Annotated in this window: 3 protein-coding genes; 2 read left to right on the top strand and 1 reads right to left on the bottom strand. The window is 44.7% G+C overall.

Features of this window, described 5'->3' with window-relative positions:
* Positions 1-198: 198 nt before the first annotated feature.
* A complete protein-coding gene (locus tag WCM76_14375; protein ID MEI6766811.1) occupies positions 199-981 on the bottom strand; it encodes a hypothetical protein in 783 nt (260 codons plus the stop codon).
* A 770-nt stretch (positions 982-1,751) separates the two neighbouring features.
* Here WCM76_14375 and WCM76_14380 point away from each other — a divergent pair.
* The gene (locus tag WCM76_14380; GenBank protein ID MEI6766812.1) at positions 1,752-8,441 is read left to right on the top strand and encodes a hypothetical protein; all 6,690 of its coding nucleotides are present in this window, start codon (positions 1,752-1,754) and stop codon (positions 8,439-8,441) included.
* Between the two features lie 217 nt (positions 8,442-8,658).
* Positions 8,659-15,057 (top strand): hypothetical protein, encoded by a 6,399-nt coding sequence (locus WCM76_14385; protein ID MEI6766813.1) that lies wholly within the window; start codon positions 8,659-8,661, stop codon positions 15,055-15,057.
* Positions 15,058-15,093: the final 36 nt, after the last annotated feature.

Below are 15,093 nucleotides of genomic sequence, written 5' to 3' on the forward strand. Positions count from 1 at the left end.
TAAAGTTGAAAAGTCTGAAAGCATGAAGTGAGAAATTTGAATTGAAGATTTCAAAGAATCAGAGAACCTGAATCAGACAAATCAATCCTACGATGTGCGGACTCAGGGTACGGAGATAGTTGCTGAGCTTCGGTCGCTGAGTCCGCCAACCGGCGGATCGAAGCGACGAAACACCGAAGCGCAAAAATTACGCTAACTTTAGAATGATATCCCCATTTTCATGCAGAGGTAGTGCCTGATAGTGTTCTGATAACTTGAATAGGTTGTACCCGGAAGTTCAAGATAATCGCGGCTTTCCTGCAAAAGGTAGCCGATATAAAAATTCCCGGATAACGAACGTGTAATATAGCCGCGGAATCCAATACCGGGATTGGTAAAGAAACCGCTTCGTTCACTCAGATTTGTTTTTGATTTAAGCACAAATACATATCCCACATCCCATACCAGTACCGGGCTGAACTGCCCGCTTGTGAAATTAATTCTTACATCAGTGAACGCAGGTACTTCAAGGCCTTCGTCACTGAGATCATAAAAATAGCCCGCACCCACACCAAAACCGGTATATAAATGAGCATTGCTCTGATAACCGTTAATCATAGAAAGACCATATCGTACAGCATTGTTTTGAAACGCCGGATAATGGGTATCTGTAGGCTTTACCTTCCCATACGGGATGCCGGAGAAAAGCTCGAGGTACATGCGGTAGCCTTTGGTTTTGACTTTCGTCATGTCAAATTTCTTACCGCTCTTTTTTGTAAGGTCAATCTCTTTGGTAATGTCTTTTACCGAATCCATGCTGAACTCCAGCATCTGACCGTCGCGCGTTTGCAGCTTCACGGTTTGCGCCGGTATTAGTTCAATAATATATCCTTTTTGAATACTGTCGTTCTTGAATCTGATAACATCAATATAATTCTGGGCCGAAACTTGAACTGATGCACCAACACATAACAACAATATCAATAGAAGAAGTTTTTTCATTTAGGTGCGATTAGAATTCTATTTACAAATATACGGAAATAGCGTGAATATAAGATATTACAGTGCCTGACAGACCGGCAAATTTGGGTTGCTAAGGCAGAAGAACTTCAAGACAGAATACACGAAGTCTATTTCAAGAAACCACTTAACTACAAGTATTACTGACAGATAAATAAACTTAAAGCCGGGAACTCCGCTCTCCAGAAAAAATATCAACAAATATAAATACACTCTCGCCATCAGCCTATTTATCATACATCTCAGTTTCAAATTGGATGAAGAAGACCATGTTGAAAAAGTGTATGTATAGACCTGAAAATACCGTGTTGAGGATAAGGTATGTTTCATTCGTAGAGAAATTGTTATTTTATAAATATCCTAATAGTCTAACTATCAGCAATTAAAATTTATTGGTATGATACATGTTATTAAAAAAAGTATTGTATTTTTGGTGAAAATAAACTATATTTGAAACAAAAATCAAATCATATACAAAAGTTGCAGAGTCCGTGATCAAGGGCAGTGTGCAGCCCCAAAAAGACCACAAAACCATTCTCATTTTAGGAAACGCGTTTCCATTATTGGAAAAGCCTTGTAACAAGTTGCAATTATGACATATACGAGTAAATACTAAAGCGATTTATGCTTAATTAATCTTTATTTTGAGGCAGGATGAAATTTAAAACATTTATTAATCATCTAATATAGTGATTGATACATTTTTTGGAACACTTAATGATAACATCGAATGAATTAAATACTAAAGCCGTATGCAAAAAAAATCTTCTCTTTCAAGAAACAAAGGAATTTCAGAAACAATAAATAAATCGCAAAATCTGTTGCAAATAAAGCGATGCGTAATGCATCTGGCAATGGGTGTAGTTATTTTCTTATCATGTGCATACCGGCAAGCGAGTGCTGCCGATCGCTACTGGGTGGGTGATGGCGGCACATGGAATCAGACAGCACACTGGAGCGCCACTAGCGGTGGCAGCGGAGGTGCCAGCTTACCAACAAGCGCAGACAATGTAGTCTTTAATGAGAATAGTTTTAGCGGCACGGGCTTTACGGTTACAATACCGGCATTTTATTCAGCCACATGCAAAGACCTGACCTGGATAAATCTGGGCACAGACTACCCGGCAATAGATAAAGCTTCACTATTTTCCGGAGACATTTATGTTTCCGGAAACCTAAGCATAAAATCATCTGTAAATTTCGCTTCTAATGTGCCAATCCGACTTGTAGGCACTGCTGCCAACACCATAAGCTGCGGCGGCATTACTATTAACGCCAATATAATTATCGGCGATAATGCCGCAGGCAATTGGACTCTTCTGGAAGATTTCTCTACCAGTGGAAATATTACGTATACTTTCGGAACCCTTAATACCAATGGCTTTTCCCTTAGCTGCAACAATTTTGCAGGAAATAATTCTAATTCTCGTACCCTCAACTTAGGAAGTTCAATAATAAGTGTTGCGGCCAATGCACAATTTGGTAGCGATGGTCTTACGCTTAATGCCGGAACATCTACCATACGGCGAACAACCAATGGGGGGGAATTCGCCAAAAGTGGCAGCTCAAATCTGAATTTTTACAGTATTGAGAATTTCATTTCCATGAGCGTAACAGGTGGAATCACCATTAATGGCTCATTAAGCTATGACAGTCTGAATATATCAGGTATAATTACACTTGGCAGCACCGCATATCTGCAACAGCTCTATCAGGACTGCGCGGGTAGTGGAAAAAACAAGATTGTCAATGGCACTATTCAGAAAGCCAGCGGCATTGTTGTATTCCCTAAAACCACAATCAGTAATGTAACAGCAACTGGAGGAGCAACATTCAAAGTATATGGCGGAACAAATATCAATAGCACCGGCTTTACCTGGTTACAATACAGCGACCGAATCATTATCTGGAGAGGCTATAACAGCAGCTACTGGAGCGTTCCGCAGAACTGGGCAGATGAAAGCGGAGCAGTTTTAAACGACTTCTCATGTTCAGGCATAAACGTTGTCTTTGATGCGAACAGCTTTCCTGTCCCCGGTAAAAGCGTAGTAATTGATGCCGCTGCCAACGTTAATAGTATGGACTGGAGTGCGGCTGCCAACTGGCCAACATTTACCAATTCGGGCACATACACTTTGACGGTCAATGGCTCCTTTACATTATGTGATAATATGTACTATAATAATACCGGACCCATAGTGTTTGCCGCAACCACAACAGGCAAAACTATTAAAACATTCAAAAAAGCTATTAAAGGAGATATCACTTTTTCAGGCAACGGTGGTGGTTGGACCCTGCTCGACAGCCTGAACGTAGGCAGCTTTGCAATAAACCATCAATATGGCACAATAAACACAGGCGGATTTAATGTGAAATGTAAGAGTTTGAATGAAAATTACACAACTACTCGAAGTCTTATAACCGCAGGTTCCCGGCTGACAATAACAGGCAGCGGTACATCAATGAACATCAACACTACCGGTTTAACATGTACACCCGGCAGTTCGGAGATACGCTTCACCAACAGCGGCAGTTCAACGCTTCAATACAATGGAGCTATTACATTCAATAACGTAAACTGGACGAATCCCTCATCTACAGGCACTATTAACAACACCCATGCTACAAGTCAGGGAACTTTCAATAACCTGAGTTTTGCCTGCAACGGAATTATAAATGGGAATAATACCTATAACGGGAGCCTCACATTTGCTTCAGGAAAAACCTATACCCTTCAAACAGGAAAAACACAGACCATTGGTGCATCAGGCAACCTTATCGCGAATGGCACATGTGAGGACATAATTTCAATAAGCTCATCAACGGCCGGCAGCACAACCACACTGATTTCAAAAACATCAGGGACTGCGGTAACAGTCGCCTATGCAAATATTTCAGACATTAAAGCATCGACTGTACCTTTCTATGCCAACAACAGCCTTATTACCGGCACTTCGAGCGGGTGGACAGGCAGTTCAGCATTCTACTGGGTAGGCAATGGCGGCAACTGGAACGACCCTCTGCACTGGTCAATGTGCCCGACTTCATACAGCAATCCCGGAAACGATTACCCCAATTCGAGTAATGTGATGGATGTCTATTTTACGGCAAACAGTTTTAATACGAACGGACAAAGTGTAAACGTGAATGCTGCCGCTTATTGCGCCAGCATGAACTGGACTGGCGTAGTGAATACCCCAACACTAACAGGTAGTTCATCGCTCAATATCAAAGGCTCACTTACGCTTACACCGAGTATGGCAAATAACTATACGGGTACCATGACGTTCTCGGCTATTACGGCCGGGAATACGATTACTTGCGGAATCATACAAATAAAAAGTCCTATTATTTTCGGCACTGCTGCGGGCGGTTCATGGACACTGCTGGACAGTCTTATAAGCACTTCTGATATTACGCATGCGTATGGGAACATTATACTTAACGGAAATAAATTGTTATGCACAACGCTGAATGAGAATACCACTGCAGCACGCACCCTCGATATCGGCGGCAGCATACTGGAGTTGACCGGTTCCGGAGTATCAACCCTGTCAATTAATAGCAGCGGTCTGACCATGTCAGCATTGGGTTCAACCATAAAATTCACTGGTTCGGGCACACCCTATATCAGTATCAGCAATGCTCTCACCTTTGGAAATATTGCTTTTTCAAACCCCTCTTCAACCGGATATATTCAGAATAGCCACGCCACAAATGCCTGCACTTTTAATAATATAACCTTTGCCGGTAACGGAATCATTAATGGCAATAATATAATCAATGGCACACTGTTCTTCGCTCCGGGCAAGACATATACCTTGCAGTCACTGCGCACACAAACGCTGGGTACTTCGGCAAGTATAACTGCACCCGGCATTTGCCCAAACATGATAACAATTAATGCGTCGACATCCGGTACGGCGGCAACAATCAGCAAAAGCAGCGGCACAACAGGGATACAATACTGCTATTTGCAGGATATCACAGCAACAGGTGGCGCCACCTTCAATACCGATAATTCATTTTCATTGGGCAACTGCAGCGGTTGGAATTGGAATTCATCTGACCTATACTGGATAAGCGGAACCGGCAACTGGAGCAACGCGGCGCAGTGGTCGGCCTGCTCAGGAGGTAGTGCCAATACGAAAAGTATTATACCCAACACTATAAATAATGCCTCGGCCAATTTTGACGGGGCAAGCGGTAATTCTGCGGTTGTTACTGTTGATGCAACTGCGAATTGCAACAATATGATCTGGACAGGGGCAGTTACTCCAACACTCACAGGCAGCGCAGCTCTAAATATCAATGGATCGCTGACACTGATAAGCAGCTTGACGAATAATTACAGCGGCACCATCACATTCAGCAGTACAGCAACAGGCAAAACTATCACAACCGGAACTAAAGCACTGAAAGGGCCGGTTGTATTTGGCACAGGAGCCGGCGGTGGCTGGACATTGTTGGACAGCTTAGTACTATACAATGGCACCACCTGGTATGATATAACACATAACTTCGGCAGCCTTACGACAAACGGGAATAAAATCCGCTGCAGTCATTTTATTTCTACAGCTGCGAATACCCGTTCTATAAATTTAGGGAACTCAATAGTAGAGATAAATTATAACGGTGGACAAGGATTTAATGTAACTACAACAAATCTCAGTCTGAATGCGGGAACCTCCACAATTAGCCTAAAAGGAAGTACCACTGCCGGTTTCTATGTAAGTGGAAGTTCGCAAGCAACGTTTAACAATATTGAATTCCCCGTTGCCGCAGCCAAGGATACATTAAATAATAACTCAGCAGTAGTCCAGAAATTCAATAATGTGACATTTTCAGGAAATGCCTTTATAAAAGGCAGCAACCTCTTTACGGGCGCGCTAACTGTTGCAGGAGGAAAAACGGCTGCGTTCCAAAGTGGAAAGATTCAGGATTTCAGTGCTACAGGCACATTGGTATCAACAGGGAGTTGTGGCAATCCGGCAGCTATAACAGCCATGACAGCAGGAAATGCAGCAATATTTAATAAAGATTTCGCACCTCTTACGGTAAATTGGGTCAGTTTAAAAGACAATACAGCATCAGGAGCGACCGACTTTACAGCGAATAATTCAGCAATCGTTTCTAACGTCACTTCGTGGGTAGCCACGCCGACATCACCCACCGTAACTATTGCAGGTCCCGCAGCAGGTTCAATCTGCAGTGGAACATCAACCCTTTTCACGGCAACCATTGTAAACGGTGGTACAGCTCCTTCCTATAAGTGGAAAAAGAATGGTGTGATTGTAAGCGGCGCCAATGCTGCAACATGGGTTTATACACCTCCGGTAAACGGCGAAGTAATAACCTGCGTAGTTACGTCCAATGCAGCCTGTGTTACCTATACTACGGCCACTTCAAATTCATACACCGTTATTGTAAAAACCGTTGCGCCCACAGCCGCTTCGGCTACAGCATCACCTTTGCAGGTTTGCGCCGGAAGTAATCTTACACTTACCGGCACAGCTACAGACGCAACAGCATGGAGCTGGAATGGCCCGGGTGGATATACCGCTACCGCCCAAAGCCCAGTATTATCAGGCATATTGACATCGGGAGCAGGAATGTATACAGTTACCGCTATCAACGGTTGTGGCACAACTTCTGCTCCTACTGCTCCAGTTACGGTTTGGGGAAGTTCGCCAACTACCGTAATAGCAAGCGCCAGCCCTACGCACGTTTGTGCAGGCAGCACCCTCAATCTTGCAAGTACGGCAACCAATGCTACAAGCTGGAGCTGGAGTGGACCGCATTCGTTTTCTTCAACATTGCAAAACCCTCCGGCAATTGTAGGTATTACAACTGCCGATGAGGGAATTTACACATTAGCTGCCATCAATGCCTGTGGCAGCGGCACAGATACGGCCAGAGTATGGGTGAATGCGCCTATCGCGCTTGCAGGTCCCGATGTAAATTATTGCGGCGGCAGCGGTATACAAATTGGTGGCGCTTCGTCAGGCAGTTCATTTACATGGGCTCCGGCATCAGGGCTCAGCAATCCTTCGGTTCTACAACCATTCGCTTCACCTTCGGCAACAACAACCTACACACTCACCGCAACCACCGGCGGATGCACAGCCACGGATGAAGTTATTGTTACGTTGAAAAATCTGAAGATAAGCGGCACCATCAATTACCAGTATATGGCAGGTCTGAGCCTGTCGCCGTATTCGCTCTACAGCAACGGCGTGGAAAATAAAGTGTATCTGTATGCTGATGGTGAAACTACGAAACTTGATTCTGCCGTACTGCAGAATGATGGCAGTTACACACTCAATAATGTGCTTCCCGGAAATTATAATGTGACTGTAAAAAGTGAACGCATCTTTGAGGGTGTAGGCTCGCCCGATGCTCTGGCAATTCAGAAACACAATATTCACCTCACAGACCTTGCGGGAATCTATTTATTAGCAGCACATACTCAAAATACAAGCACGTTGAGTGCAACAGATGCGCTGAATTGCCGCAAACGTTTTGTCCAAACGCTGAGCTCGTTTACTATGGGTGACTGGCTATTTGCAGCCAATGAACCGATCTACGATACCCTGCTGAACACCTATGATGTGAACCAGGGTATAATGAACCGCAACAATACCTTTAAAGTGAAGATGACTGATGCTGACCACACCCTAAATATTGGAGCATTGTGTGTGGGTGATGCGGATGGCTCACGATCGGACATCATACTAAAAAACTATCCAGTACCGACCTACAAAAGCGAAATTGCAGCTACGGCCGGACAGCTGATTGAGGTGCCTCTGAGCCTGAATATAGATGCAGATGCAGGCGCGATATCGCTCATTATAGACTATCCGTCAAACCTGCAAATCGAAGAGGTGATGATGAACGGCAGGCGCCTAAGCCTTAATCCAGATGAACTGATATATAATATCAAAGGTGGAAAAATTCTACTGAGCTGGGTGAGCACAGAAGCACTTCAGATAAAAGCCGGCGAGCCGTTTATTACTGTGAGCTTTCGTGTACCACAAACATTCGCTGCCGGCGACGAACTCAGATTAATCAATGAATTGGGTGTTTTCGAAATTGCAGATGCTAAAGGAAACCTGGTTCAGAATCCGTCACTTGAACTGCCGTTGGTAATATACAAAGAAAAAGAACATGAACTCATACTGGGCGAATGCGTGCCAAACCCGGTTAGCAACAATGCTCAGATTACGTATTACCTTCCAACCGAAGGACATGTGACTCTTGCCTTTTTCAATATGTTAGGCGAACAGGTGATGTTATTAACTGACGAAGACCAGTCGCAAGGATATCATACGCTGCAGTTCAGTCGTGGCACATTGGCTTCCGGAATCTATAATTACCGTTTGTGCTTTTCTTCGGAAGGTAAAATTGAGAGGCTTTATAAGAAGGTAATAGTGAATAGGTAATCGGGAATAGTTAAAAATTAAGAATTAATAGTTAAAAGTTAATAATGAAAGAACCGTACCCTGAGTCCGCCCACTGGCGGATTGAAGGGTACATAACTGAGGCTTCGGGCGCTTCGACAGGCTCAGCAACCGAGGCCCAGCGACAAAGCTCAACTGATGAGAAAATAAGGACAATTAAAAATTAATAAAGAAGAATGTTTTTATTAAAATAAAAAATATGAAAACAGACGAAAAGGGGAATAATCCGGTAAGGGGATATTCATTAATAAAGAGAATACTCCCGATTCAATTGTTACTGTTGGTAATCCTGATTATACCACAGCAGGCAGGTGCGCAAAATGGCAAAAAGCAGCCATTCCGTACCGATAAAGCTCTTGACACCTATGTTGTTGTTTCCCCTTTTGAGGGCAATGCCGTGAAGGTACTCTGGGAAATACCAGAAGGTTTGGACGTGGAAATAATTGAGCTGGACCGCACTGTTGACGGTATTACGTATGACCTGCTTGCCTCTGCCACTGTAATGGAACTGCCTGATATTGCGGCATTGTATTATCCTGAAAATTTCGGATATTTCAATAAAATAATTTATTCAACGGAGCCCGGGCACGGGCGGTTCATGTACAATGATAAAAATGAGTATTCGCCCTCGCTTGTTCGCAGCTTTAAATACCGGATACGGTTTATCACACCCGATGAAAAAACATATTTTACTGAAACTACAGGCCCTGAAAATATGACTAGCGAATCTGCCGGCAACGACAAGCATAATGACCATTCAATAGAAAATACGGGTAAAAGCCATAGCGAGCCTGAACATTATAACGAAATGAAGGTGAACTGTCCGACTGTTGAGACAATACCTTCAGCACAAATACCAATACAAAAAGACACATTAACAGCCCAATGCTGCTTATACGAGAAAACAACAGCAGGGGTGGTGAATGTTGCCACAGCATGTTACGATATAGGATGGATTTGCAACAGATACGATGTTGTTCCGGAAGCCGCAGCTTGTCCAAGCGGGTACGCATGGGATCCCTGCTGTATGCATCGTTGCTGGGGTCACCCGGAGTTGTGCTCCTGCCACCCTTGGAATTGCGCTGGCTTCACACTTGGAAGTGTGAGCTATGTTACAGCAATAATTCCTCCGTATGCAACACCCCGCACAGGACGCTTAATCTGCCCCGGCACCAATACAATGTTTTCAGTGGTTGCTGCAAATCCTGTAAGTTACCAGTGGCAGGTAAGTACAGATAATAATGTAAGCTGGAGCAACCAGAATGACGGAGGCGTTTACTCAGGCATGAATACTGCAACCATGAATATCACCGGGGCAACAGCCGGAATGGACAATTATTACTACCGTTGCCGGGTTACCAACAGTTGCCAGACCGAAAACTCGGAACCGGCAAAACTATCAGTAATTTGGTCTAATCCAACAGCAAGTATCAACAGTTTACCACAGGTTTGTGCCGGAACCTCCGCATTTTTCAATGTTACGGTAAGCGGAAGTATTCCAACAGCTTATCAATGGCAAAAAAATGGTACGAATATCGGAGGGGCAACTGCACCTACCTATTTTTTGTTGAATCCACAAAACGGTGACCAAGTTCGATGCATGGTAACTGTTAAGCATTGTCCATCGGGGACAACAGCTCTTGCAACTAATACAGTTACATTATCCGTTATAGGCAGTACAGACAGATATTGGGTAAACGGCAGTGGTAACTGGAATGAAGTGAGCCATTGGGCGTGCTCCAGCGGAGGCGTGGGTGGCGGTTCTGTTCCTAACAGTAACAATAACGTACATTTTGATGCTCATAGTTTTTTGCATCTAAACGAATCAGTAAATATAAATAGTCCGGCCTGCTGCAAGAACATGGACTGGACAGGAGCTGCAATGCAACCAAACCTGGAAGGCTTTGAAACTTTGAACATCTATGGTTCCTTGACATTCATAGGCGCCATGACGAACTCTTACACCGGCCGGCTCAGGTTTTGCAGCGCTACGACAGGGAATACTATTACAACGGCAGGGCAAGAGATATTAGGCATCTTGGCATTGGACACTGTAGTTGGCGGATGGACTTTGCTCGACGACCTTAACATCAGTACATCTTTGATCTTCCACAATTATGGAAGTCTGAATACGAATAACCGTGATATTATTTGCAGTGGCTATATTACAAATGGCACAGGTACGCGATCTTTAACATTAGGCAATTCTAATCTTACCATCACCGGCTCCGCTTTCAGCATTATTTCCACAGGGATGACCTTTAATGCGGGCACTTCCACTGTCATCTTTACAGGGGCGGGCAGCCCTGCCATTAGCCATAATGGGAACGGATTAGCGTTCAATGACGTGCTGTTCACCAACCCTGCTGCCACCGGTATGCTCGATAACCAGCCGGCAACGGGCAGTGCAACCTTTAATAATGTGAGCTTTGCAGGCAACGGAGAAATCAACGGCGCAAATACGTTCAATGGTGTTCTTAGTTTTGCACCGGGAAAAGCCTACGTGCTTCAGAGCGGTAAAACTCAAACATTGGGTGCAAGCGGTCAGCTTAATGCTATTGCAGGTTGCGAAATGATTTCCATTGTTTCATCGGTAGCAGGCAGTCCGGCCACTATCAGCAAATCGGCAGGTGCCGGAGTACTTACACATTATAATTATCTAAGAGATGTAAACGCAAGCGGTGTTTCATTTACGGCAGACAGTTGCATTGTCGGGAGTAATATTACCGGATGGACGCTTCACCCGGTTTCCGGGTTGTACTGGGTGCCTTATGGAAGTCCTCTCAGCGGCACAGGCAACTGGACAGATCCGCTCCATTGGTCACCTTGTTCGGGTGGTCCGCCCAATACTGTTGGTCTTCTCCCAAATTCCGCAATAAATGTTCACTTTGATCTCAACAGTTTCAATGGCGGCGGGCAAACCACCACTGTAAATGCCGCGGCCGCCTGTCGCAATATGGACTGGAGTGGTGTAACAAATGCACCAACGCTGGCAGGTAGTGCAGCACTAGATATCAGCGGCTCATTGAAGCTCGTTGCTGGTATAACAAATAATTATACCGGGTCAATTACATTTAATTCCGCAATCACAGGGAATACTATCATAACTGCAGGCAATCAGATAAAAGGTAACGCAACATTTTCCGGCTCAGGAAGCTGGACATTGCAAGATGCATTTAATGCGAGCACGAAAACGATTCTGCATACTTCGGGTACATTAATCACAAATGATGTAGCGATTGATTGTGGCCGGTTTTCTGACAGTACTGACCAAAGTCGTATATTGAATCTGGGCAATTCTATGCTTACCATTTCCGGGTCAGGAAATAATACATTTTATTATCAGGGTGGTTTATCGCTGAATGCCGGCGCATCAACCATTAGTTTCAGCGGAGCAACATCCGGTATTCTCAATAATGGCAATTCTTCAAACGCATTTAACAATGTTTCTTTCGCGGGCAACGGCACCATAAACGGGCCCAATGCCTTTTATGGCAACATGAGCCTTAGTGCTAACAAAACTTATACGTTCCAGAGTGGCAAAATACAGGATTTTACCGGTAACGGTCAGATAATTTCAGGCGGTTCGTGTGGCAATAATGCATCTATTGTATCAGGAACTGCAGGGCAGCCTGCCTTTTTCAATAAAGATAATACCCCGCTAAGCCTGCAATGGGTTACATGTAAAGATAATCTGGCAACAGGCGCGACTGATTTTATTGCAACGAACGCGATAGATGCAGGCGGCAATACAGGCTGGCTCATTTCATCTGCAAAAACCACAGCAAGCATTGTGGCATCACCGGGCAGTTCTGTGTGCCCCGGCACCACGGTACTTTTCACTGCAACACCAGTACTTGGCGGAAGCACGCCCAACTACCTGTGGAAAAAGAATAACGGCACTGTGGGCGGCAACAGCCCTAACTACAGCGATGCGGCACTAATCAACGGCGATTTTATCCAGTGTATTGTTACGTCAAACGCAGGTTGCGTGAGCCCGGTAACGGCCACATCAAACGCAATAAGCATGGTGGTTTCGTCAGGTTTGGTGCCGGCAGTTACTATTACAGCATCGCCATCGGCCACTATTTGCCCGGGGAATACGGTCAATTTCAGTGCTGCTCCGGCCAACGGAGGTACTGCACCTTCGTACCAATGGAAAGTGAACGGTGCAAACGCCGGCACCGGAGCCAGCTTCAGCAGTTCATCACTGGTAAATAACGATGTTGTAACATGCGTCATGACATCAAACCTTAGTTGTGTAAGTACTGCCACGGCTACATCTAACAGCGTAAGCATTACAGTGCTGCCTGTGCTTACTCCGTCTGTTTCGGTGAGCGCAGCACCCGCCGGCGCAGTATGTTCAGCAACAACGGTGAACTTTACGGCAACTTCGGTAAATGGAGGCAGCAACCCAGCCTACCAGTGGTTTGTAAATAGTGCAGCATCCGGGAACAGTTCTGTTTTTTCAAGCGCAACACTGAATAACGGTGATATTGTGAGTTGTGTAATGACATCAAATTACCAATGCGCAAGCCCAGCGACAACTGCATCAAGCCCAATATCAATGATTGTGAATACATCGCCTACTTCAGTTTCGGCAGCGGCATCGTCTTATGCACTCTGCAGCACCCAGAATGTAACACTTTCGGGTGCTGCAACAGGCGCCAACAGCTGGCTCTGGAATGGTCCGTCAGGTTATATTTCAACGACGCAAAATCCGGTAATTTACAATGTAAGTCCTGGTCATGCCGGTGTATATACGCTAACAACAACGAATACTTGCGGCACCGCCCAGGCTGTTACGGCCTATATTGCGGTTCATGCAACTGCCCCAATGATAAGTATGGTGAGTGCAATGCCAACATCAGTATGCCAGAACTCCAGCCTTATGTTAACCGGCAGTACGATTGATGCGACAAGCTTTTTATGGAGTGGCCCGGGCGGTTATTCATCGACGGCACAGAATCCGGTACTGAGCACTGTAAGCACTGCGAATGCCGGAATATTTACGCGTACAGCGTTTAATGGCTGCGGAAGTACTCAGAGTTTTACAACTCCTGTAATTGTTCACACAAGCGCACCTGTTTCTGTGATTGCTTCTGCAACTCCAACTGACGCGTGTCTTGGAGAGTTGGTTAGCTTTTCGGCGACAGCCACAGATGCCGCTTCGTTCTTATGGGCAGGACCGAACGGATTTTCAACAACGGCTCAGAGTCCGTCCATTACAATCAGCAGCGCGGCACAGAGTGGATTGTATTCGCTTAGTGCTATAAATACCTGCGGACAGACGACAGCAACAGCCCAGTTAAATGTCAATATTCCCGTAGCACAGGCCGGCAGCGATATCACGTTTTACGGGGGTGCAGGGGTTGTAATCGGTGGTTCATCACTTGGAACAAGTTATTCGTGGGCACCAATAAACGGACTCAGTATCGCTTCAATTGCCAATCCAACGGCAGATCCGTTGACAACAACAACGTATACACTCACTGTGACCATCGGCAGTTGCACAGCTACCGATGCAGTAACAGTAACCGTAAGCACGCTGAAGATTGTCGGAAGCATCAGCTACCCCCATTATTCCGGACCGAATCCGAACCCATATTCTATGTATGAACCCACAAAAGTAACACAGGTACTCCTTTACCCCCATGGAAGCAACACGGTCATAGATGCAGTAATGTTACAGCCAGACGGAACATTTACATTCAGTGGCGTTCAGCCCGGAAATTATGATCTTGCATTAACGACCACGCGTGCTTTCGATGGCATAAATTCTACCGATGCGTTGTATATTGAGAATCATGGTTTGCACAATCCTTCACTAACCAGGACTTATCTGATAGCAGGTCATACCCGCAATTTGAATGTTATCAATGCTATTGATGCATTGAATTGTCGAAAGCGTTATGCACATGTGATAAGTTCATTCAGTAATATTGGAGACTGGATGTTCACTGTTAAAGGCAGCACAGAGGATACTTTAATAAACACCTTTGATCAGGCTTTTGGAGTGCTTAACCGCAGCAATTTATTCTTTGTAAAAGTTACAGATGCAGATGTGAACCTTGATATTAATGCAATCTGCACCGGGGATGTGAACGGGTCAAGGCCGGCGGGAACTGCCAAAAGTATTATGATTCCTGATTACAAGGGTGAAATTGCTGCAGGTGCGAGTCAGCTTATTGAAGTTCCTATAAGTGTTAATCGAAGCATGTCCGCTGCTGCCATTTCAATAATTATAAATATTCCCGAAAGCAATGCAAAAGTTGAGCAAATTCAACTGGCGTTGCCGGAAAAATATGAAGGTAGCGATGAATTTTTGTATAATATTTCAGGTGGCAAAATCTACATAAGCTTTGTGAATACATCACCGCTTGAGCTAATTGCCGACGAACCATTCATGTACCTCAGACTTCGCACGGCAGATGATTTCGCCACAGGAGCCGAGCTTAAGCCAGTAGGGAATATTTCAATGATTGAGTTTGCTGAAGCAGATGGCCACATTGTTGAAGGTATGAATATTTCTGTGCCGACAATAAAAAATTACGGCGCCGAAAATAATCTTGTATTAGGAAACACTATTGTCCGATAAAAATACAGAATATTATTTTGCAAACCGCAACAAATT

The sequence above is a fragment of the Bacteroidota bacterium genome, from assembly GCA_037133915.1.
Taxonomy (GTDB): domain Bacteria; phylum Bacteroidota; class Bacteroidia; order Bacteroidales; family CAIWKO01; genus JBAXND01.